The sequence below is a fragment of the Kitasatospora sp. NPDC028055 genome, assembly GCF_040637885.1.
Lineage (GTDB): Bacteria > Actinomycetota > Actinomycetes > Streptomycetales > Streptomycetaceae > Kitasatospora.
Window position 1 is genome coordinate 132676 of record NZ_JBEZXE010000003.1, and the last position, 22938, is coordinate 155613.

Genomic DNA, 22938 nt, shown 5'->3' on the forward strand with positions numbered 1-22938 from the left:
CACCGGGGTGGGCGGGCCGGTTCAGCCTCCGGCCGCGAGGTGGGCCCGGTAGCCCGCCCCGTACGCGGTCGGGGTGCCGTCGTAGGCCGAGATCAGCGAGGGGCCGTTGGAGCAGTCCCAGGTGTTCCAGGTCCACGCCAGGTAGGAGATCCCGTGCCGGTCCAGCCAGGGCAGCAGGGTGTCCAGGTAGCCGGACGCGCAGTCGTTCTCGCCCAGCTCCCCCGCGACCACCGGGACGGCCGCCGCCACCGGGGCCACCTGGGCGTCCCAACAGCTCGACGAGGCGCAGGCGTTGAAGTTGTACGAGTGCCAGGAGGCGGCCAGCTGGTGCAGCGGGTCCGACGGCCGGTGGCTGAGCCACTGGGTGAGGTCGTTGGCGTACTCGATCCCGCCGAGCATCAGGACGTTGTCCGCGCCGGTGCCGCGCACGGCGTCCACCAGGGACTGCATCCCGGCCACCGGGTAGCCGATGCCCGGGCAGGTGCCGCCGTCCCGCCAGCAGGCCCAGCCGCTGTCCGTGCCGCCGGTGGCGCGGGAGGGGTAGGGCTCGTTGAACAGGTCGAAGACGGTGGCGCCGTCCCCCTTGAAGGCGGTGGCCACCGAGCGCCAGAACGGGACGGCGTTGGCGGCGTCCGGCATGGGCTTCTGGCAGGTGGCGGTCGCGGTGGAGCAGGCCGAGGAGTTGCCGGTGTAGACGCCGTCGGTCCAGTGCAGGTCGAGGACGGTGTTCAGCCCGTTGCGGTGCAGCAGCGCCACGTAGGACTTGACCGCCTCGATGTAGGTGCTTCCCGCGTAGGCGGCCGGGACGTTCGGCAGGCCGAGCCAGCAGTCCTCGTTGAGCGGGATGCGGACGGCGGTGACGTGCCAGGCGCGCATCGCGTCGATCGACGCCTGGTCCACGGGCCCGTCGAAGAGGCCCTTGCCCTGGACGCAGGCGAACTCGGCGCCGGAGCGGTTGGCGCCGCGCAGGGTGACGGCGTGCCCGCTCGGGTCCTGGAGCTGGTTGCCCGCCACGTGCAGGGCCGGGGCCGGACCGCCCGGCGCCGGGGTGGTCGGCGGCGGGGACGTCGGCGGTGTGGTCGGCGGTGTGCTGGGCGGTGTGGTCGGCGGTGTGGTCGGAGGGCCGGACGGACCACCGCAGACGGTGCCGTTGAGGGTGAAGGTGGTGGGGGCGGTGTTGGTGCCGGTGTAGGTGAAGTTGGCGCTGGTGGTGTAGGTGGTGCCGGGGTTGATGGTGGGGGCGTAGCTGGGGTTGGTGGCGGTGACGGTGTGGCCGGTCTGGGTCCAGGTGCCGTTCCAGCCGTTGGTGAGGGTCTGGGTGCCGGTGTAGTCGTAGCTGAGGGTCCAGCCGTTGACGGGGGTGGTGCCGGTGTCGGTGATGGCGAGGTTGGCGGTGAATCCGCTGCCCCAGTCGTTGGCGGTGTAGCTGACGCCGCAGGACACCCCGGCGGTGGCGGCGTTGGTGGCACCGGGCGGTAGCAGCAGGGCGCCGGCCAGCGCGCCGGCGGCGACGGCCGCCGTCGCGAACAGGGAGGCGTGCGGGCGGTGAGGGGCACGGGAGGCGCGTACAGCTCGGGGAATCATGGGGCGGCTCCGGTGGAAGCCGGGCCGGCCGGCGGGTGGGACCGGCCGGCCCGGGTGGGGGAGGGGTGCGGGTCAGCCCGCGGTGCAGCTGAGGGTCGGAGCGGTGTTGGCGCCCGAGTAGCTGCCCTGGAATCCGAAGCCGGTGCTGCCGCCGGCCGCGATCGTGCCGTTGTAGCCCGCGTTGACGGCGGAGACGGCGGCGCCGCTCTGGGTCACGGTGGCGTTCCAGCCGTTGGTCACCTGCTGGTTGCCCGGCCAGGTCCAGGTGACCTTCCAGGACGTGGTGGGTGTGCTGCCGGTGTTGGTCACCGTGACGTTGGCACCGAAGCCGGAGCCCCAGTCGTTGGCCACGGAGTAGCTCGCGGTGCAGCCGCTGCCGGTCCCGCCGCCGGTGCTCGCGGTGGTGGCGGTGACGGCCGCGGAGACCGGTGAGGTGTTGCCGGCGGCGTCGAAGGCGTCGACGGTGTAGCGGTAGGCGGTGGCGGGCGACAGGCCGGTGTCGGAGTAGGTGGTGCCGGTGCTGGTGCCCACCTTGGCGCCGTCGCGGTAGACGTGGTAGCCGACGACGCCGACGTTGTCGGTGGCGGCCGTCCAGGAGAGCGAGGCGCCGGTCGCGGTGGTGCCGGTGACGGTCAGCCCGGCCGGGGTGCTCGGCGCGGTGGTGTCACCGCCGCCGGTGGAGGCGCCGAGGGACGGGTAGGCGTTCTGCACCAGCTGCCGGAACTGGGCGCCGAACCACTGGCCGGCCTTGACGTTGTCGCCGGGGAAGGAGTTGGTCGGGTAGGTGTTGCCGTTGCCGTCGCTCTGCGTCCCGGCCGGGTCGCAGTGCGGGTCGCCGTGCGGGTGCGTCGCCGAGGGGTAGTCGCCGTCCGACTCGCCCGGCGGCTTCACCCACAGGAAGGCGATGATCGGGCTGGCCGACCCGAAGGGCTGCGCCTGCGGACGGGCGCCGATGCCCGCGCCGTAGACGTTGCACCAGTTGCCCCGGAAGACGCGCTGGTCCACCTTGTTGGCGGCGACGTAGCCGTCGACCGTGGTCGGCGTGCTGTTGACCCCGGTGGGCCGGGCGCTGCCGCCCCAGCCGTTGCGCGAGGTGTCCACCAGGAAGCCGACGGTGCTCGGGAAGCCGTTGGAGACCATGGTCGAGTACATCTGGCTGGCGTAGTTGTACTCGTCGAAGTCCGGGTTCCACTGGTAGAAGTTGGCGGACCTCAGCGGCTGCCCGCCGACCTGGAGGTTCTGGTCCGGCAGGTACGGCTCGTTGAGCGGGGTGTAGTTGGCGGTGTTGCTGATGAAGCCGTCCACGCTGGCGAATCCGCCGGTGGTGGCCTTGGCGACCTTGGCGTACTCCTGGCCCGCCGGAACCATGTTGGTGGGCCAGCCGAGCCAGCCCGAGTGGCCGATGTCCAGGTAGTTGTAGACGTTGCCGATCGGGTGCAGCTTGTTCAGCGCGTACTCGATGCCGGCCTCGTAGAGCGGGGTCGCGGTGGCGCAGGCCGGCTTGTTCTGGTTGGTGACGGCGTTCGGCAGCGAGTCCGGCTCGATGATCGCGGCGATCCGCAGCGAGGCGTACTTCGGGTCGGCGAGGACGGCCGCGATCGGGTCGATGTACTGGCTCTGGTACGTCGCCAGGCCGGCGGCGGTGGCGGGGAGTTCGCCGTTGGAGGCGATGGCGGCGCAGTCCCGGCCGGGCAGGTCGTACACGACGACCTGGAGGACCACGGGGGTGCTGCCGGCGGCGGCCTGGGCCAGGGCCCGGTCGAGGTGGCCGCGCAGGCCGAGCCGGCCGTTGTCGCCGGCGATGGCGCCGATGTGGTCCATCCAGACGGCGGTGGAGTTGTTCGCCACCTGCGCCTCGGCGGCACCCAGCGTGCCGCCGTCGGCGGCGGCCTGGGCGCTGACCTGGGCGGTGTAGTCCGGGTTGAGGTAGCCGGTCGCGCCGACGAACGGGTTGACCGGGCGGGCGGTGGCGGCGTGCGCGGCCTGCGCGCCGGCGACCGGGACGAGGGCGGAGACGCCGAGCGCGGTCGCGACGGCCGCTGTTCGGAGTCGGCGGAGGGCGGAGAGTGGCACGGTCGGGTCCCTTCGGGTGGGGTGGTGGGCCCGGGGGTTGGGTGCCGGGTCGGACGCTGCGGTCGGGGTCCGGGGCGCCCGGGCCTGCAGCCGGGACGGAGCGTGTGATGGGAGCGCTTCCATATTCCGGCAGACGGCTTTCGCCGGTGCCTGAGTCACATGAAGCCAGGCCGCAGCTGGCCCGTCAAGAGCTCCGACGCGCAGGCCCGAGGGTGAAATGGGCGCGCTCCCACGGGAGTTGGCAGGGCTGTGAAACTTTCCCGCCGACGCCCCGACCCGGGTACGGACGTCCCCGCTGGTCGGCGGCGGGGTGGCGGACGGGGGCCGGACCGGGCGGCGCGCGGCGGGGTTTGCCGGGCCGTTCACTCGCGGAACCCTGCGCCACGCGGGGCCGGAGGACGCCGGCCCCTGCTTCCTCCCACCCGATCCGGAGGCCCGTGCATGCCACGCAAGACCCTGCGCTCCCGCGCGCCCGTACCCACCGTCGCCGCACTCAGCGCCCTCGCCCTGGCGGCGGCGACCGGCGGCGCGCTCACCGTCCCGGCGTCCGCCGCCACCGCCGGGGTGTCCTGCGGCGTCAGCTACACCGCCAACGACTGGGGCAGCGGATTCACCGCCAACCTCGCCATCACCGACACCGGCACCACCCCCGTCAACGGCTGGACCCTCAGCTACGACTACACCGGCACCCAGACCCTCACCAACGGCTGGAACGGCACCTGGACCCAGACCGGCCACACCGTCACCGCCACCAACCCCAGCTACGCCCCCACCATCAACCCCGGCGCCACCTACACCACCAGCGCCAACTTCACCTACACCGGCACCAACACCGCCCCCACCACCTTCACCCTCAACGGCACCGTCTGCCGCGGGCCGAACCAGCCGCCGACGGTCTCGCTCACCTCCCCGGCGGCGGGCACGACCTACACCCCCGGCTCGACCGTGCCGCTCGCGGCGACCGCCGCGGACGCGGACGGCACCGTGGCCAAGGTGGACTTCTACGCCAGCACCGGCCCCGGCGACAACAAACCGGTCGGCACCGCCACCACCGCGCCCTACACGCTGAACTGGGCGAACGTGCCGGCCGGCGACTACTCGCTGACCGCCGTCGCGACCGACAACCTGGGCGCGACCACCACCTCGGCCCCGGTCGCGGTCAAGGTGTCCGGACCGAGCCTGCTGGTCAACCCGAGCACCCTGGCGGTCCAGCAGGGCTCCAGCGGCACCTTCACGGTGGCCCTCTCCCAGGCCCCGGCGGCCCCGGTCACGGTGACGGTGACCCGCTCCGGCGCCGACACCGACCTGTCGGTCACCTCGGGCGGAAGCCTCACCTTCACCCCGGCCAACTGGAACACCCCGCAGACGGTGACCGTCGCGGCCGGTACGGACGCCACCCAGGCGGGCGGCACCGCCACCTTCACGGCCACCGCCACCGGCTACGGCTCGGCGGCCGTCACCGTCACCGAGGCGGCGAAGAGCTCGGGGTACGACCAGTACTTCCTCGACCTCTACAGCAAGATGAAGAACCCGGCGAACGGCTACTTCAGCCCGCTCGGCATCCCGTACCACTCGGTGGAGACGCTGATGGTCGAGGCGCCCGACTACGGCCACGAGACCACGTCGGAGACCTACAGCTACTGGCTCTGGCTGGAGGCCGACTACGGCCGGGTGACCGGCGACTGGACCGGGTTCAACAACGCCTGGACCAGCCTGGAGACGTACATGATCCCCGGGCACGCCGACCAGCCCGGCCAGGGCACCTACAACCCGTCCAAGCCGGCCACCTACGGCCCGGAGAAGGCCCAGCCGGACCAGTACCCGGTGAAGCTGAACTCCTCCGTCCCGGTCGGCACGGACCCGCTGGCCGGTGAACTCTCCACCGCCTACGGCAGCCCGGACGTGTACGCGCCCGCCTGGATCATGGACACCGACAACAAGTACGGCTTCGGCCGCTGCGAGGACGGCACCACCAAGCCGAGCCTGATCAACACCTACCAGCGCGGCCCGCAGGAGTCGGTCTGGGAGACCGTCCCGCAGCCCGACTGCGACGTGCTGAAGTACGGCGCCTCCGGCTCGGGCTTCCTCAGCCTCTTCAACGACGGCGGCGGGAACTACTCCAAGCAGTACAAGTACACCGACGCGCCGGACGCGGACGCCCGCCTGGTGCAGGTCGCCTACTGGGCCCGGACCTTCGCCACGGCGCAGAACAGGAGCGCGGCGATCAGCGGCACCGTCGCCAAGGCGTCCAAGCTCGGGGACTTCCTGCGCTACTCGCTCTACGACAAGTACTTCAAGCGCGCCGGCAACTGCAACGGGTCGAGCACCTGCCCGGCCGGCACCGGCAAGGCCGACGAGCAACTCGGCCTGCTGACCTGGTACTTCGCCTGGGGCGGCGACACCGGCGGGTCCTGGTCCTGGCGGATCTCCGGCTCGGCCGCGCACCAGGGCTACCAGAACCCGATGGCGGCCTGGGCACTGTCCACCGACCCGGCGCTCACGCCCAAGTCGCCCAGCGCGGCGGCGGACTGGTCCGGCAGCCTGGACAAGCAGCTCCAGTTCTACCAGTGGCTGCAGTCCACCGAGGGCGGGATCGCGGGCGGCGCCACCAACAGCTGGGGCGGGAACTACGGCGACGACGGCGCGCCGCCGGCCGGCAACCCGACGTTCTACGGCCTCGCCTACGACTGGCAGCCGGAGTACCACGACCCGCCCAGCAACCAGTGGTTCGGCTTCCAGACCTGGTCGATGGAGCGGGTGGCCGAGTACTACTACGCCACCGGCGACGCCAGGGCCAAGGGCGTGCTGGCCAAGTGGGTCCCGTGGGCGATCTCGGTCAGTAAGGCGGACCCGGCCACCGGCACCCTGACCACGCCCGACGTCCTCACCTGGACCGGCGCTCCGGACACCTGGAACGCCACCGCACCGGGCGCCAACACCGGCCTGCACGTGAAGGCCACCGGCGCGCTCACCGACCTCGGGGTGGCCGGCTCGCTGGCCAAGACCCTCTCGTACTACGCGGCGAAGGCCGGCGACGGCACCGCGCAGAGGTTCGCCCAGAACATCCTGGACATCATCCACGCCAAGTACGCCGACCCGCTCGGCTACTCGGCCCCGGAGACCCGCACCGACTACAGCCGCTTCACCCAGGCGTACGACCCCGCCACCCACCAGGGGGTCTACATCCCGCCGGGCTGGAGCGGGACGTACCCGGACGGCACGAAGCTCAGCTCGGCCAGCAACACCTTCCTGTCCATCCGGCCCTGGTACACCAGCGACCCGCAGTGGTCGAAGGTCCAGTCCTACCTGAACGGCGGCCCGGCGCCGGTGTTCAATTACCACCGGTTCTGGGCCGAGGCGGACATCGCCACGGCGTTCGACACCTTCGCCCAGCTCTTCCCGACGGTGAACCCGGGCGGCTGACGCCCGCACCCGCACCGCGGTGGTGCCGTGCCCGGAACCTCCGGGCACGGCACCACCACGTCCGGCCCGTCAGCCCGCCGAGTCGCGCAGCACCAGGGTGGTCGGCAGCACCAGGGACGCCGAGCGGTCCGGGCGGGTCAGCAGCATTTCCAGGGCCCGGGCGCCGAGTTGCTCGACCGGCTGGCGCACCGTGGACAGCCGGGCCCGGGCCGCGGCCGGGGCGTCGTCGAAACCGATCACCGCGACCTGCTCGGGCACCCGGTGCCCGAGCCGCCTCAGCACGCGCAGGGCGCCCAGGGCCATCGGGTCGGAGGCGGCGAACACCGCGTCCAGGGCCGGGCGCCGGCGCAGCAGCCGCAGCATGGCGTGCTCGCCGGAGGCACCGGAGAAGTCCCCGTAGGCCACCTCGGGGCCCACCGCCGCCTCGGTCTGGGCGAGCGCCTGCCGGTAGCCCGCCAGGCGGTCCGCGCCCACGGCGGTGTCCGGCGGTCCGGCGATGGTCACCACCGACCGCCGTCCGGACGCGCACAGCCGCAGCACGGCGTCGCGGGCGCCGCACAGGTTGTCCGCGTCCACGTACGCCACCGTGCCCGCGCCCGGCGGACGGCCGACGGACACCGCCGGCACGCCGGCGGCCCGCAGCAGGCGCGGCAACTCCAGCGTCTCCCACGCGCCGACGAGCAGCACGCCGTCCACGTGCCCGCCGCACAGGTGCCGCAGCAGGGCGGGCCGCTGCGCGCTCCCGGGGACGGTGAAGACCGCCACCTCGAGTTCCAGCCCCGCCGCGGCCTCCCGCAGCCCCGCCAGCAGCCGGAGGTGGAACGGGTCGGAGTGGTAGCGCACCGGATCGGCGAAGGCCACCACGGCCACCACGCCGGTGCCCCGCCCGCGCGGAGCACGGCGCCGCACGTACGCCAGCTCCCGTGCGGCGGCCATCACCCGGGCGGACACGGGAGGCGAGACGGGCGCCGAGCGGTTCAGCACCCGGGAGGCGGTCGCGGTGGAGACGCCGGCCCGCCGGGCGACCTCGGCCAGGGTGGCGGGCGCGGCTGCGGCAGGGGCTGTGGCGGGGGCTGCGGCGGGGGCGGGCAGGTCGGAGGCGGGCTTCGGCATGGGAGGGGTCCTCACCGGTCGGGTGGAGGGGTGGGGGAAAGGGCGCGCCGCCCGCTACGCCGCGTCAGGTCACCATCGCGCACGGCCCGGACGCCGTCAAGAAGCGCGTCACCGGATGCTCCACCGACCGGGAACGGCCCCGGAACCACCGCCCTTGGAGGGCGGTTCCGGGGCCGGCCGCAGGGCTCTCGGGCCCGTCAGGGAACGATGACCAGCTTCCCGCGGGTGTGGCCGGTGCGGCTGGCGTCGAAGGCATCGGCCGTCCGCTCCAGCGGGAAGGTCTGCGCGACCTCCACGGTCAGGGCGCCGCGGTCCGCCAGCGCGGCCAGCTCGGCGAGCGCGGCGCCGTCCGGGCGCACCCAGATCCACGCGCCGCCGTGCTGGGTCACCGCGGGATCGGCGACGGAGACGTGACGGCCGCCGTCGGCGAGCACGGCGAGCGTCGTCTCCAGCTGGCCGCCGACGAAGTCCGCGACGGTGGAGACGCCGCCGGGTGCCAGCGCGCGCACCCGTTCGGCCAGCCCCTCGCCGTAGGTCACCGGCTCGGCGCCGAGCTTGCGCACGAAGTCGTGGTTGCGCTCCGAGGCGGTGCCGATCACCCGGGCGCCGCGGTCGCGGCCGAGCTGCACGGCGAGGCTGCCCACCCCGCCCGCCGCGCCGTGCACCAGGAGCACGTCGGCGGGGCCGACCTCCAGGCGCTGCAGGCTGCGCAGCGCGGTCAGGCCCGCCAGCGGCAGGCCGCCCGCCTGCTCCCAGCTGAACGAGGCGGGCTTGCGCGCCACCGCGGGCGCGGAGACCGCGACGTACTCGGCGAAGGTGCCGGCCTGCACCACGTCCTTGCGGGCGTACGCCATCACCTCGTCCCCGGGCGCGAACTCGGGCGTGTCCGGGCCGGTGCGGGTGACCACGCCCGCCACGTCCCAGCCGGGGACGGCGGGGAAGACGGTGTCCATCATCGGGTCCAGTCCGCCCGCCATGACCTTCCAGTCGACGGGGTTGACGGAGGCGGCCCGGACCTGGATCAGCACCTGGCCGGGGCCGACCTTGGGATCGGGCACCTCGCCGTACCGAAGGCGGGAGTTGTCCGGGGCGTAGGAGTCGTAGGTCACCGCGCGCATGTACGGACCTCCAGGGGGGGATGTGCCGGCCCCGTGCACCCCGGGGCGGGTGCGGCGGGCGCCGTCGGCCACGATAGGCCGACGGCGTCCGTCCGGCATCCGGGCGAGGCCGTCGGAGAGGCCCGGCCCCCCGGCCCCGGCCCCTCCGTGCGGCTCTCGCCCGCGGTGCGCGCCCCCCGCGGGGGCGTCCCCGTCGGATCGGTACGGAGGTACCGAGCCCGCGGGCCGTCAGTCGGTCGGTGCCAGGTGGTGGGCACCGGCCGCGAGGGCGGCGGCCGAGGCGGTGTACGCGGGCTTGGGCCGGTAGCCGTTGTCGAACATGGTGGCGGCGCCGTAGCCGGGGAAGGTGCCGGGGATCCACGAGTCCGGGTCACCCACGTCCCACTGGGTGATGCCCACGCAGCGGGGGACGGCCAGGCAGGTCCTGACCACGCCGGCGTAGTCATCGGCCTGGCGGGCCAACGCGGCGCTGTTCGCCGGGAGCTGGATCCGGTCGTCGAGTTCGGTGACGGCGACGTCGACGCCGAGCGCGGTGAACCGCTGGAGGTTGGCCTTCAGACTCGCGGGGACCTGGCCGACGACGAAGTGGGCCTGGAAGCCGACGCCGTCGATCGGGACGCCCTGGCTCTTGAGCGACTTCACCAGCCGGTACATCGCATCGCTCTTGGCGTTCAGGCCCTCGATGTTGTAGTCGTTCAGGTACAGCTTGGCGTTCGGGTCGGCGGCCCGGGCGGTGCGCAGCGCGTCGGCGACGTAGCCGTCGCCCAGTGCGTTGTGGAACGGGTCGTCGGTGCGGAAGCTGCCGTCCTCGTTGAACGCCTCGTTGACCACGTCCCAGGCGTAGACCTGGCCCTTGTAGTGGCCGGCCTCGGCGGTGATGTGGCGTCGCATGGCGGCGCGCAGCTGGTCGGCGGGCAGGCCGCGGACCCAGGAGGGCAGCTGGTTGTGCCAGACCAGGGTGTGGCCGCGCAGCCGCATCCCGTTGGCCTTGGCGTAGGAGGCGATCCGGTCGCCGGGGGCGAAGTTGAAGCTGCCGGGCCCGGGCTCGGTGGTGTCCCACTTCATCTCGTTGGCGGGGGTGAGCATGCCGAACTCCCTGCCCGCGACCGCGGTGAGGGAGGGGTTGTTCAGGTCCGACTGGGCGAGGGAGGCGCCGAAGTAGATCCCCCTGGCCTGGGCGAGCGAGCGCAGGGAGGTCCCGGCCGCACCGGCCTGGCCGGTCGGCAGCAGGGCGGTGACGGCCAGGGCGGTCGCGGCGGCGACGGCGAGGGAGCGGGCGGCGCGGCGGGCGCGCCCGGGGCGGGGGAGGCGGGACGTCGGGAATTGCACCGGCGTGGTCCTTTCTCGTCGGGTGGGGCGAGGAGGGGGACGTGCGGTGTGCCTGGAACGCCGGAGGTGCGGGAGCGGCCGAGCGGCCAAGCGACCAAGTGGCCAAGCGGCCGAGCGGCCATGCGGCCATGCGGCCATGCGGCCATGCGGCCATCGAAAGTTTCGGCTCATCCTCCGACTTCTTGAGGGGACGGTAGGGGCGGGCCCGACGGCCCGTCAACCTTTCTGACATGAACCGCTTCGGCCGGGTGCGCCACGAGCCCGGGGGACGGCTCGCGGCGCGGGCCGCCTCAGGCCTCGGAAGCGGGGGCCGGGACACCTCCTCGCGGCGGCGCCGTGCTGCTGCGTTCGACCAGGCTGGTGGCCAGGTCCACCCGCCGGGTCCCGGGCCGCGTCCCGCGGGCCAGGTCGATGACCAGCCTGGTCGCCACCTCGGCCATCTCGGTCAGCGGCTGGCGCACGGTGGTCAGCGGCGGGCCCACCCAGCGGGCCAGCGGCAGGTCGTCGAAGCCGACCACGCTGAGGTCCTCCGGGATGCGCAGCCCCAGTTCGCGGGCGGCCTCGTAGAGGCCGAGCGCCTGGAGGTCGTTCCCGGCGAACACGGCGGTCGGCCGGTCCGGCATCGCGAGCAGCTCCAGGCCGAGCCGGTGCCCGGCCTCGTGGTGGAAGTCGCCCTCGCGGACGAGCCGCGGGTCGTACGGGATGCCCGCCATGTCGAGCGCGGCCCGGTAGCCGTCGGCCCGGGCCCGGCTGCACATCATCCGGGCGGGCCCGGCGATCAGGCCGATCCGGCGGTGGCCGAGGTCGAGCAGGTGCCGGGTGGCGGCGAGGCCGCCGTCCCAGTTGGTGGTGCCGACGGCGGGCACCTCCTGGCCCGGGTCGCCGGCCGGGTCCATCACCACGAAGGGGATGTCCCGGCTGGAGAGCTGCTCCCGCAGCGCGCGGTCCAGGTCGGACAGCACCAGCACCACGCCGGTCGGGCGGCGGGCGAGCACGCCGTCCACCCAGGACTGGCCGGGCCCGTGCCGCTCGGCGGACTCGGAGAGCACGATGCTCAGGCCCTCCTCGCGCACGACGTTCTCGACGCCGCGGATCACCTCCACCGCCCAGGCGCTCTCCAGTTCGTGGAAGACCAGCTCCAGCAGCGGGTTGGCCTGACGGTTGCCGCGCCGCCGGTAGCCGTGCCGGTGCAGCAGCTCCTCCACCCGCTCCCGGGTGGCCGGGGCGACGTCGGCCCGGCCGTTCAGGACTTTCGAAACCGTCGGTGCGGAGACCCCGGCCTCCTGTGCGATCTCGGCGAGCGTTGCCGCTCTGGTCATGAGTTCCTCCTGCACTGCCCCTGCTGGGCGAACTCCGCTGCGGACATGGCCGTACGACGCGGCCGAGGCCGTGCCGTACCGCAGGGATGCTAGCCCCCGCCGTAGCGAAACCGATCCCGTCAGGTCTCTTGACTGGCCGTCAACACGGACCTAGGTTTCCAGCAAGTTTCGCCGACTCGCTCGAAATATTCGAATCAGAGGGCAGGAAATGGGATCGAGAATCGCCGCGGTCGCCGCGGTCACCGTGCTCGTCCTCGGCACCACCGCCGCATGCGGCTCCGGAGGCGGCTCCTCCGACGCCGGCTCCGGGACGATCCACGTGCTGGTCTACGGTGACGCCGCCAACAAGGTCGAGAAGCAGCTCGTCGAGACCTTCAACAAGACCTCCAAGGTCAAGGTGGTGCTGGACACCATCCCCGGCGCGGACTACCAGCAGAAGCTGCAGACCGTGATCAACACCTCGCGGGCCCCCGACGTCTTCTTCAACTGGGGCGGCGGCTCCATCCAGCCGTTCGTCAAGGCGGGACTGCTGCTGCCGCTGGACGACTTCATCGCCAAGGACCCGGGCCTGAAGGACAACTTCCTGCCCGCGGTCTTCAACTCGGCGGTGGTGGACGGCAAGCCGTACGGCGTGCCGATGCGCGGCACCCAGCCGGTGCTGCTGTTCCACAACAAGCAGGTGCTCGCGGACGCCGGGCTCACCCCGCCGAAGACCTGGGACGAACTGGTCGCCGCCACCAAGGCGTTGAAGGCCAAGGGCATCACCCCGATCGCGCTCGGCGGCGGGGACCAGTGGCCGACCCTGATGTGGTTCGAGTACCTCTACGACCGGATCGCCGGCCCCGAACTGTTCCAGCGCGCGCTGAACGGCGACAAGGCCGCCTGGGCGAGCGAGGACAGCCGCAAGGCGCTGAGCACCCTCAAGGAACTGGTCGACGCCGGCGCCTTCGGCAGCAACTTCGACTCCGTCAAGTTCACCGACGGAGGCTCCCCGGCCCTGGTCGCCAAGGGCAAGGCCGCCTTCGAACTGATGGGCTCCTGGTACTACTCCACGCAGCAGGACGCCAACCCCGACTTCGCCAAGTCCGGCCTCGGCTACACCGGCTTCCCCTCCGTGGGCGGCGGCAAGGGCGACCCGGCCGCCGTCGTCGGCAACACCAACAACTTCTACTCCGTCCTGAAGAAGACCAAGTACCCGGACGCCGCCGCCGCCTTCCTCAAGCTGATGTACTCCGACGACTTCGTGAAGGCGCAACTGGCCATCGGCAACCTGCCGACCACCACCAGCACCGCCGACTTCCTCGACCTCTCGGCCAGCCCCGCCTACTCCAAGGCCCAGTACGAGCTGGTGAAGGCCGCCCCCTCCTTCCAGCTCTCCTGGGACCAGGCCTACCCGCCGAGCGCCATGACCCCCATGCACACCGCCGTCCAGCAGTTCTTCGACGGCCGGATCGACACCGACGGCTTCATCAAGGCCATGAGCGCCTTGCCGACCTCATGACCCGCCCCGCGCGCCCCGCCGCGCCGGCGACCCGCCCGGGCTTCGTGTGGGCGCTGCCCGCGGCGGTGTTCTTCCTGCTGTTCGCGTTCGTGCCGCTGGCCCTGGTCGCCGTGCTCTCCTTCACCAGCTGGGACGGCATCGGCGAACCGCACTTCAACGGCCTGGACAACTGGACCTCCCTGTTCGACGACCCGGTGATGCTCCAGTCCGTCTGGACCACCCTGCTGCTCACCGCCCTCGGTGTGGCCGTCCAGACGCCGGTCAGCATCCTGATCGGCGTCTGGGCCGCCGGGCACCAGCGCAACCGGGCGGTCCTCTCCGCGATCTACTTCGTGCCGCTGCTGCTCTCGGCCACCGCCGTCTCGGTGGTGTGGCGGGCCGTCCTCGACCCCAACTTCGGCGTCCCGGCCCAGCTCACCTGGCTGTTCGGCGACGGCAACCTGCTCGGCACCAAGGGCGGCGCGATCGCCGTGCTGACCTTCGTCGGCGTGTGGCAGTACACCCCGCTGCACGCGCTGCTCTACCAGGGCGGCGCCCGGGCCATCCCCCAGGTGCTCTACCAGGCGGCCGCCATCGACGGGGCGGGCCGGGTGCGGCAGTTCTTCCACATCACCCTGCCGCAGCTGCGCAACACGATCATCACCTCGGTGATCCTCATGGTTGTCGGCGGCCTGACCACCTTCGACACGGTGCTGATCCTCACCCAGGGCGGACCGGGCACCGACACCACCGTCACCGCCTACTACATGTACCAGAAGGCGTTCAAGGGCTTCGAGTTCGGCCCGGGCTCGGCCGTCGCCCTGGTCCTCGTGGTGGTCGCCACCCTGATCTCGCTCGTGCTGGTCCGGCTCTCCGGCTACGACCGCATGCGCGGCACGACGGAGGGCATGTGATGCGCCGCCGCCCCAACCTCCTGGCCGGCTTCGGCTCCCTGGTCTGGCTGGCGCTGATCGGCCTGCCGCTGTACGTCCTGCTGATCGCCACCTTCCGCACCCGCGCCGACTACTCCACCGAGGGCCCGCTGAGCCCGCCCGCCCAGTGGACCCTGCAGAACTACCTGGACGACTTCTCCAACGGCTTCGGCCAGGACTTCCTCAACACCCTGACCGTCACCGCCGGCGTGGTCGCCATCGTGCTGCTGGTCGTCCCCCCGCTCGCCTACGCCATCGTGCGCGCCCGCGGCCGGGCCACCGGCTGGGTGTTCCGGCTTTTCCTGCTGGGCCTGGCGATCCCCGCCCAGGCGGTGATCGTGCCGATGTTCTACGTCATGAACCAGACCGGGCTGTACGACCACCTGATCGGCATCGTCCTGCCCACCGCCGCCTTCTGCCTGCCCGTCTGCACCCTGGTGCTGACCGGGGCGATGCGCGACATCAGCCCCGAGCTGTACGAGGCGATGGCGATGGACGGCGCCTCCCCGGCCCGGGTCTTCCGGCAGCTGGTGATCCCGCTGTCCAAGGGCGGGCTGTCCTCGATCACCGTCTTCGCCGCGCTCCAGGCGTGGAACGGCTTCCTCTTCCCGCTGATCCTCACCCAGTCCGACTCCACCAAGGTCATCACCCTCGGCCTGTACGACTTCCAGACCGAACACGGCGTGGACGTGCCCGCACTGCTCAGCGCCGTCGTGCTGTCCATGCTCCCCATCCTCGTCGTCTACCTGTTCGCCCGCCGCGCCCTGGTCCAGGGACTGACGGGCGTGGGAGGAAAATGAACCACCGCCAGCGCACGGAGACCGCGCCCGCCTGGCGGGACGCCGCGCTCACCCCGCAGGCCAGGGCCGACGCCCTGATCGCGGCGATGACGCTCCGGGAGAAGACCGCCCAACTGGTCGGCCTGTGGGTCGGGGCCGACGGCGAGGGCGACGAAGTCGCCCCCCACCAGCACGACATGGAGGAGCCGCCCGACCTCGACACCCTGCTGCCGTACGGACTCGGCCAGCTGACCCGCCCGTTCGGCACGGCCCCGGTCGACCCGGCGATCGGCGCGCTCTCCCTGCTGCGCACCCAGCAGCGCATCGCCGCCGCCAACCGCTTCGGCATCCCCGCGCTGGCCCACGAGGAGTGCCTGGCCGGCTTCGCCGCCTGGGGCGCCACGGCCTACCCCGTGCCGCTGTCCTGGGGCGCCACCTTCAACCCGGACCTCGTCCGTACCACGGCCGCCGCCATCGGGCACGACCTGCGGGCCGTCGGCGTGCACCAGGGCCTCGCTCCGGTGCTCGACGTGGTCCGCGACGCCCGCTGGGGCCGGGTCGAGGAGACGATCGGCGAGGACCCGTACCTCGTCGGCACCGTCGCCACCGCCTACGTCCAGGGCCTGGAGTCGGCCGGGGTCGTCGCCACCCTCAAGCACTTCGCCGGGTACTCCGCCTCCCGGGCCGGGCGCAACCTCGCCCCCGTCTCCATGGGCCCGCGCGAGCGCGCCGACGTCATCCTGCCGCCCTTCGAGATGGCCGTGCGCGAAGGGCGGCCCCGCTCGGTCATGCACGCCTACACCGACACCGACGGCCTCCCCTCCGCCGCCGACCAGGACCTCCTCACCGGCCTGCTCCGGGACACCTGGGGCTTCACCGGCACCGTCGTCGCCGACTACTTCGGCATCGCCTTCCTCAAGACCCTGCACGGCGTCGCCGAGGACTGGTCCGACGCCGCCGGCCTGGCCCTGGGCAGCGGGGTCGACGTCGAACTGCCGACCGTCGACACCTTCGGCCAGCCCCTGTTCGACGCCGTCGTCTCGGGCGCCGTCCCGGAACGGCTGGTCGACCGGGCGCTGCGCCGCGTCCTCGTCCAGAAGGCCGAGCTCGGGCTGCTGGACGAGGACTGGAGCCCCGTCCCGGCCGCCCTCGCCGACGCGGACCTGGGCGACCCGCGGGCGCTGCGCGGCCGGATCGACCTGGACGGGCCCGCCAACCGCGCACTCGCCGCCGAACTCGCCGAACAGGCCGTGGTGCTGCTGCGCAACGACGGCCTGCTGCCCCTGCGCGACCCGGCCCGGATCGCGCTGATCGGCCCGAACGCCGACGAGCCCACCGCGGTGCTCGGCTGCTACTCCTTCCCCGTCCACGTCGGCAGCCAGCACCCGGACACCCCGCCCGGCCTCGAACTCCCCACCCTGCGGGAGGCGCTGGAGAAGGAGTTCCCCGGCAGCGAGCTGCGGACGGTGCAGGGCGTGACGGTCGACGGCGAGTCCACCGCCGGCATCGTCGAGGCCGTCCGCGCCGCCAAGCGGGCGGACGTGGTGGTGCTCGCCCTCGGCGACCGCGCCGGACTGTTCGGGCGCGGCACCAGCGGCGAGGGCTGCGACGTCGAGTCGCTCGAACTCCCGGGAAAGCAGCGGCAGTTGCTGGAAGCAGTGCTGGACACCGGGACACCGGTGGTGCTCACCCTGCTCGCCGGACGGCCGTACGCGCTCGGCCGGGCCGTCACCGAGGCGGCCGGGATCGTCCAGTGCTTCTTCCCCGGCCAGGCCGGCACCCGGGCCCTCGCGGGCGTGCTCAGCGGGCGCGTCAACCCGTCCGGCCGGCTGCCCGTCTCCGTCCCCGCTCACCCCGGCGTTCAGCCCTCCACCTACCTGGCCGCCCGGCTGGCGCAGGCGGGCGAGGTCTCCAGCACCGACCCGACCCCCGCCTTCGGCTTCGGACACGGCCTCGGCTACACCGAGTTCGCCTGGTCCGACCTGGAGGTGCAGCAGGCCGAGACCACAACCGACGGCGCGTTCCGCCTCAGCTTCCTGCTGCGCAACACCGGCGCCCGGGCCGGTACCGACGTGGTGCAGCTGTACCTCCACGACCCGGTGGCCACCGTGGTCCAGCCGGTGCAGCGGCTGGTCGGCTACCGGCGGATCGAGCTGGCCCCCGGAGCGGCCTGCCGGGTGGAACTGACCCTCCCCGCCGACCTGGCCTCCTTCACCGGGCGGGACGGCGAGCGGATCGTCGAACCCGGCGCCCTGGAGCTGCGGATCTCCGCCTCCAGCACCGACGCCCGCCTCACCGCGCCGCTGCGCCTCACCGGCCCGGTCCGCCCGCTCGACCACACCCGGCGGCTGCACCCGACCGTCACCGTCCACCAACTCCCTGCTGCCGCAACGCCGTAGCGGGGTTCCCCGCGCTGCTCGACTCCTGAGCCGCCGCCGCCCCTCGGCCGGGGGGCGGCGGCGGACGGTTTTCAGGGCGGCCCGGCGGCCCGGCGGGGTCGCTCAGCCGTGGTGCGGCTGCCGGCTGCCCGGGGCGGTGGCGGCGGAGCTGCCGTCCAGGCCCATGAAGTGGACGGCGTCGGCGGCCATCGGTGTGCCCTGGATCGGGAGTTGGTGGCCGGCGCCGACGATGCTGTACGTCTCGACCTGCGTCCTGCCGGAGCGGTCGGCGTACCGGGACCGGTTCCAGTTGGCGGCCGGGGTGTCCGTCGAGGACGGGGTCTGGCCCACGCCGAGGACGTTCGTCCACTGCTTGGTCTCTTCGCCGAGGTTGCGCTGGTTCAGGATGGGGTCGGCGGTGCCGTGCCACAGCTGCACGCGGGGGCGGGGCCCGTTGTAGCCGGGGTCGGCGCGGCGCGCCAGGTCGCCCCACTGCTGCGCGGTCATGGAGACCTGGCCCCCGGCGCAGGCGCCGTTCCAGCCGCGCACGGTGCCCGTGTGGAAGCAGTGGTAGGGCACGCCCATGAACGCGGCGCCCGCCTTGAACACGTCCGGGTAGTCCGCGAGCATGACGTTCGTCATCATGCCGCCCGAGGACTCGCCGGTGACGTACACGGCGCCGGGGTTGCCGCCGTAGTGCTGTTCCGTGTACGTGATCATCGACATCAGCCCGACCGGGTCACTGCCGCCGTTGCGGGTCAGCGCCTGGTCGGAGGAGACGTCCCAACAGCTGCCGCCGGGGCTGGTCGAGGGGTAGACGACGATGAAGCCGTACCGGTCGGCCAGCCCCGCGAAGTCCGTGCTGGAGTACATGTACGGCCCGGAGCCCTGGCAGCCGTGCAGCGCCAGCAGGATCGCCGGGTGCGGCTTGACGCCGTTCGGGACGTACACGTGCATCTGCAGGTTGGTCGGATTGTTGCCGAAGGCCGTGACCTGGGTCAGTGAGGCGGCGGCGGCCGGGGGAGCGGCGGACATGCTCACCCCTGCCGCGGCGCCGACCGCCAGCAGTACGGCGAGCAGGCGGGACTTCAGGTGCCGGGAACGCAAGATGGGACCCCTTCTCTGTGGACGGTTGACGGCGGTGTCGGTGCCGGTGCTGGTGCGGGCGCCACGAATTGTGAGCGCTCACATTGCGGCAAACCGGGCTCCGCCCCTGCTTCGGTTTCCGGTGTCGGCTGTTGACGCTGCGGCAATGGCCGGTTCCTGTCAAGGAGTGGTCGGGCCGGTTCCGCGACATCCCGGCGATACGGCCGCTGGAAGCGGTTCTGCCGGTGCAAGTTTCACGGGCGGCGGCGGGTTCAAGGGCCCGTAGCGCCGGTCAGGTGCACCAGAACAGGAACTGCTTGCAGGTCGGTGTCGGTTTCGGTGTGGGCGTTGCCGTGGGCCCGGCCGGGCCGGGCGAGTGCCCGGTGGTCGGTGCCGCCGTGGGCTGCGGAGCGGGCGGCCCGCTCGGGGCGGTGCGCGACGGCGCGGCGGTGGTCCTCGACGCGCTGGGCCGGGCGCCGCCGGAGGGAGACGGTTGCGCCGTGGGGCTCGCGCTCCTCGGGGCGGTGCTCACCGTGATGGGAACGCTCACAGTGCCCGGAGCGGACGGCGTGGCCGTCGACGCGGACGCCGCCGTCCGGTCCGCCGGGAGCGGGACCGCCTCGCCGTCGCCCTGGCCGAGCGCCACCACGGCGGTGGCCAGTCCGCCCGCCGCCACACCGAGCGCGGCCAGGGCGAGCCGGGTGCCGCGCCGCCGGGTCGTTCGGCGCCGGGCCCTCCGGGGTGCGGAAGCCATGGCGGTCGGGTCCGTGGTCGGGCCTTCCCGCCCCTGCTCGGGGAGTTCCCCCTGCCGGGGGAGCTCCTCCTGCGGCCGCCCGCAGCCCGGGCAGGACAGCGCGCCGTTGAGGTGGCGTTGGCAGAGCGTGCAGTAACTCATTCGATCTTCCGTAGCTGCCCGTGCGTCACGACGGGTGTTCTGCGGAGCGTACGCAGATCCGCCCCGGCCGCGACACCGGCCCGGCGCGAGGCTTCTGCGGAGATCACGTGTGGTTCGCGTGAGGTGGACCTGCCGGCCGAGCGAACAGGAGGCCGGGCGGGGCGGTGATTGATGGGATGTATCCAGCCCCGGAGTCCCCGGCCTGCGAAGGTCGACCGGTGAAGTGCCGTGCTGGGGACGCTCATTGCCCGGAGCAGCGGGTGAACTCCCTTCCTGGACATGGGATCACCTGCTACGTTGACGCCGTGTCCCTGACCGACAGAGCAATCACCCGGATCCGTCAGATGATCAGCGAGGGCGAGCTGCTCCCCGGAGCGAAGCTGCCCCCCGAGCAGCAGCTCGCCGCGGAACTCGGCCTGTCCCGGAACCTGACGCGCGAAGCGGTCAAGTCGCTGGTCGTCGCGCGGGTCCTGGAGATCCGGCGCGGCGACGGGACGTACGTGACGAGCCTGGCCCCCGCGCTGCTGCTGGAAGGGCTCGGCGGCGCGGTCGAACTGCTGCAGGGCGACACCGTCCTGGAGCTCACCGAGGTGCGCCGACTCTTCGAGCCCGCCGCCACCGCCCTGGCCGCCACCCGCATCACCGACGAGGACCTCGCCGAGGTCGAGCGCCACCTGTCGGCCATGCGGGACGCGAAGGACGACGTCGAGCTGCTGATCCGGCACGACGCCGCCTTCCACCGGGCGGTCGTCCACGCCACCCGCAACGAGACCCTGGCCACCCTGCTGGAGCACATCTCCGGACGCACCCTGCGGGCCCGCGTGTGGCGCGGACTCACCGACGCCGAGGCGGCCGGGCGGACCGTCGCCGAGCACGAGGCGATCCACCGGGCCCTGGTCGCCCGCGACCCCGAACTCGCCCGGGCGGCGGCCCTGATGCACGTCAACACCACCGAATGCTGGCTGCGCGACCACCTGGCCGAGGGACAGCGGCCCCCCGCGACCGAGGAGTTCTGACGTGCACCCCCATCGGACCCCCACCGACCCGCTCTGGTACCGCCGCCCCGCCGAAGGCTTCCTGGAGGCGCTGCCGCTCGGCAACGGCCGCCTCGGCGCCATGACGTACGGGGGCGTGCACACCGAGCGGATCGAGCTCAACGCGGACACCCTGTGGTCCGGCGGGCCCGGCCCCCGCGACCGGGCGGGCGCCGCCGCCCACCTGCCCGCCCTGCGGGAGGCGGTACTGCGCGAGCGCGACCACGCCGCCGCCCACGCGATCGCCGCCGCCCACTTCGGCGGCCCCCGGACGGAGGCGTACCAGCCGCTGGCCACCCTCCGGCTCACCTTCCCCTCCCACGGCGAGGGCGAGGCCGCCGACTACCGCCGCGCCCTGGACCTCGACCGGGCCGTGCACACGGTGTCGTACACGGCGGGCGGGGTGCGCCACCGGCGGGAGAGCTTCGTCTCCGCCCCCGCCGGCGTGCTGGTCCTGCGCCTCGGCGCGGACACCCCCGGAGCCCTCTCCTTCCGTGCGGACCTCGCCACGCCCCACCCGGCCGCGGCCCCGTCGGCCGAACCCCGCACCGCCACCGTGTCGGTGCACGGGCGGGCCCCCGTGAGCGTCGTGAGCTGGGCCGGCGGGGAGACGGCGTACCGCGAGGACGAGGGCACCGGCTTCGCGGCCGTCGTCCAGGTGCGCACGGTGGGCGGGAGCCGCACCGCCACCGACGGCGGGATCGAGGTCACCGGCGCCGACGAGGCGGTGCTGCTCGTCGCCGTCGGCACCGGGTACCGCGGCTGGCAGCGCCGGCCGGACGGCCCCGGGACGGCACTCGCCGAGGCCCGCCGCCGGCTGGACGAGGCCGGGGGACAGGGGTACGACCAGCTGCGCGACGCCCACACCGCCGACCACGGGCGGCTTTTCGGCGCAGCCGGCCTCCGGCTCCACGACTCGGCGTCCGCGGCGGCGGCCGAACTCCCGACCGACGAGCGCCTCGCCACCGCCGACAAGGACCACCCGGACGCGGGGCTCGCCGCCCTGCTCTTCGCCTACGGCCGCTACCTGCTGATCGCCTCCTCCCGCCCCGGCACCCAGCCCGCCAACCTCCAGGGCATCTGGAACAACGACATCACCCCGCCGTGGAGCAGCAACTGGACGTCCAACATCAACCTCCAGATGAACTACTGGCCCGCCGAGACCACCGGCCTGGCCGAATGCCACGAGCCGCTGTTCGACCTCGTCACCGACCTCGCCGAGGCCGGCCGCTCCACCGCCCGCGCCTACTACGACGCCCCGGGCTGGTGCTGCCACCACAACGTCGACCTCTGGCGCGCCACCAACCCCGTCCCGGGGGACCCGGTCTGGGCCCACTGGCCCATGGCGGGCCCGTGGCTGGCCGCCCACCTGTGGGACCACCACCTCTTCCACGGCGACCGCGACTTCCTCGCCGACCGCGCCTACCCGGTGATGCGCGAGGCCGCCCGCTTCCTCACCCACCTCCTGGTCGAGGACGCCGACGGCACACTGCTCACCTGCCCCTCCACCTCCCCCGAGCACCACTTCCGGCTCGCCGACGGCACCCTGACCGCCGTGGACGCGGGCAGCACCATGGACCACTGGCTCGCGGCGGAACTCCTCGACAACACCGTCGCGGCCGCCCGCGAGCTGGGCGTCGACCACGAACTCGCCGAGGAACTGGCCCGCGTCCGCGCCCGGCTGCGCCGCCCCGGGCTGGCCGCCGACGGCCGCCTCCTGGAATGGCGGGACGACCTCCCCGAGGAGGACCCCGGCCACCGCCACCTCTCCCACCTCTACGGCCTCTACCCGGGCAGCGCCGTCGACCCGCTCGGCGACGACACCCTGCTGGACGCGGCTCGCCTCGCCCTGGACCGCCGCCTCCGGCACGGCGGGGGCGGCACCGGCTGGAGCCTCGCCTGGGTCGCCGCGCTCGCCGCCCGCCTCGGCGACGGCGCCCTCGCCGGCAGCGCCGTCGAGCGACTGCTCACCACCTCGATCGCGCCCAACCTCCTCGACCTGCACCCGCCGCAGCTCTTCCAGATCGACGGCAACTTCGGCATCACCGCCGCCATCGCCGAGTCGCTGCTCCAGAGCCACAACGGCATCCTGCGGCTGCTGCCCGCCCTGCCGCCGTCCTGGCCGGACGGCGACGTCCGCGGCCTGCGCGCCCGGGGCGGGCTCACGGTCGGCCTGAGCTGGCGCCAGGGCCTGCTGACCAGCGCGGAACTGCACGCCGCCCGGGACGCCGAGGTCGAGCTGCACCTGCCCGAGCGCGAGGGCCGGCCGGTCGTGACCGACGAGCAGGGCAAGCCGGTCGCGGCGCCGGGCTCCGCACGGCTTCTGCGGCTGCACCTGGCGGCGGGCGGCCGCCACCGGCTCGGCTACCCGCAGCCGGACCTCGGCCACTGACCC

General features: G+C 73.4%; 15 protein-coding genes. 7 read left to right on the forward strand and 8 right to left on the reverse strand.

Features of this window, described 5'->3' with window-relative positions; genetic code table 11:
• Positions 1-21 precede the first annotated feature (21 nt).
• The gene (locus tag AB0F71_RS06760; protein ID WP_360229273.1) at positions 22-1584 is read right to left on the reverse strand and encodes a cellulase family glycosylhydrolase; all 1563 of its coding nucleotides are present in this window, start codon (positions 1582-1584) and stop codon (positions 22-24) included.
• Between the two features lie 72 nt (positions 1585-1656).
• Positions 1657-3657 carry a glycoside hydrolase family 6 protein gene (locus tag AB0F71_RS06765; protein ID WP_360229275.1) on the reverse strand — a complete coding sequence of 667 codons (2001 nt, stop codon included), beginning with the start codon at positions 3655-3657 and terminating at the stop codon, positions 1657-1659.
• Between the two features lie 441 nt (positions 3658-4098).
• On the opposite strand from AB0F71_RS06765, the gene AB0F71_RS06770 reads away from it, so the two are divergent.
• Positions 4099-7080: a glycoside hydrolase family 48 protein gene (locus tag AB0F71_RS06770; protein WP_360229277.1), complete on the forward strand. Its 2982-nt coding sequence runs from the start codon at positions 4099-4101 to the stop codon at positions 7078-7080.
• A gap of 69 nt (positions 7081-7149) precedes the next feature.
• Here the strand turns inward: AB0F71_RS06770 and AB0F71_RS06775 are convergent, their stop codons facing one another.
• The 4 genes from AB0F71_RS06775 to AB0F71_RS06790 form a co-directional block, all read right to left on the reverse strand.
• Positions 7150-8193 (reverse strand): LacI family DNA-binding transcriptional regulator, encoded by a 1044-nt coding sequence (locus AB0F71_RS06775; RefSeq protein ID WP_360229279.1) that lies wholly within the window; start codon positions 8191-8193, stop codon positions 7150-7152.
• 197 nt (positions 8194-8390) lie between these two features.
• A complete protein-coding gene (locus tag AB0F71_RS06780) occupies positions 8391-9311 on the reverse strand; it encodes an NADP-dependent oxidoreductase (protein ID WP_360229281.1) in 921 nt (306 codons plus the stop codon).
• Positions 9312-9539: 228 nt separating this feature from the next.
• Positions 9540-10640: an endo-1,4-beta-xylanase gene (locus AB0F71_RS06785; RefSeq protein WP_360229283.1), complete on the reverse strand. Its 1101-nt coding sequence runs from the start codon at positions 10638-10640 to the stop codon at positions 9540-9542.
• 290 nt (positions 10641-10930) lie between these two features.
• A complete protein-coding gene (locus tag AB0F71_RS06790; protein WP_360229285.1) occupies positions 10931-11959 on the reverse strand; it encodes a LacI family DNA-binding transcriptional regulator in 1029 nt (342 codons plus the stop codon).
• A gap of 208 nt (positions 11960-12167) precedes the next feature.
• On the opposite strand from AB0F71_RS06790, the gene AB0F71_RS06795 reads away from it, so the two are divergent.
• Genes AB0F71_RS06795 through AB0F71_RS06810 form a run of 4 tightly spaced genes read left to right on the forward strand, consistent with a single transcriptional unit; the run spans position 12168 to position 17549 of the window.
• Positions 12168-13460, forward strand: coding sequence for an extracellular solute-binding protein (locus tag AB0F71_RS06795; protein WP_360229287.1), 1293 nt, complete (start codon positions 12168-12170; stop codon positions 13458-13460).
• Positions 13457-14353, forward strand: coding sequence for a sugar ABC transporter permease (locus tag AB0F71_RS06800; RefSeq protein ID WP_360229289.1), 897 nt, complete (start codon positions 13457-13459; stop codon positions 14351-14353). The genes AB0F71_RS06795 and AB0F71_RS06800 overlap by 4 nt, the downstream gene beginning before the upstream one ends.
• Positions 14353-15171: a carbohydrate ABC transporter permease gene (locus AB0F71_RS06805; RefSeq protein ID WP_360229291.1), complete on the forward strand. Its 819-nt coding sequence runs from the start codon at positions 14353-14355 to the stop codon at positions 15169-15171. Before AB0F71_RS06800 ends, AB0F71_RS06805 begins: the two co-directional genes overlap by 1 nt.
• Positions 15168-17549, forward strand: a complete 2382-nt coding sequence (locus AB0F71_RS06810; RefSeq protein ID WP_360229293.1) for a glycoside hydrolase family 3 N-terminal domain-containing protein — start codon at positions 15168-15170, stop codon at positions 17547-17549. The genes AB0F71_RS06805 and AB0F71_RS06810 overlap by 4 nt, the downstream gene beginning before the upstream one ends.
• Positions 17550-17651: 102 nt before the next feature.
• Here AB0F71_RS06810 and AB0F71_RS06815 read toward each other — a convergent pair whose 3' ends face one another.
• Together AB0F71_RS06815 and AB0F71_RS06820 are read right to left on the reverse strand one after the other, a co-directional pair.
• Positions 17652-18635 (reverse strand): PHB depolymerase family esterase, encoded by a 984-nt coding sequence (locus AB0F71_RS06815; RefSeq protein WP_360229295.1) that lies wholly within the window; start codon positions 18633-18635, stop codon positions 17652-17654.
• A gap of 271 nt (positions 18636-18906) precedes the next feature.
• Positions 18907-19509 carry a hypothetical protein gene (locus AB0F71_RS06820; protein WP_360229297.1) on the reverse strand — a complete coding sequence of 201 codons (603 nt, stop codon included), beginning with the start codon at positions 19507-19509 and terminating at the stop codon, positions 18907-18909.
• A 305-nt stretch (positions 19510-19814) separates the two neighbouring features.
• Here AB0F71_RS06820 and AB0F71_RS06825 point away from each other — a divergent pair, with 305 nt between their 5' ends.
• Together AB0F71_RS06825 and AB0F71_RS06830 are read left to right on the forward strand one after the other, a co-directional pair.
• Positions 19815-20525, forward strand: coding sequence for a FadR/GntR family transcriptional regulator (locus tag AB0F71_RS06825; RefSeq protein WP_360229299.1), 711 nt, complete (start codon positions 19815-19817; stop codon positions 20523-20525).
• A 1-nt stretch (position 20526) separates the two neighbouring features.
• A complete protein-coding gene (locus tag AB0F71_RS06830; protein ID WP_360229301.1) occupies positions 20527-22935 on the forward strand; it encodes a glycoside hydrolase family 95 protein in 2409 nt (802 codons plus the stop codon).
• Positions 22936-22938 lie beyond the last annotated feature (3 nt).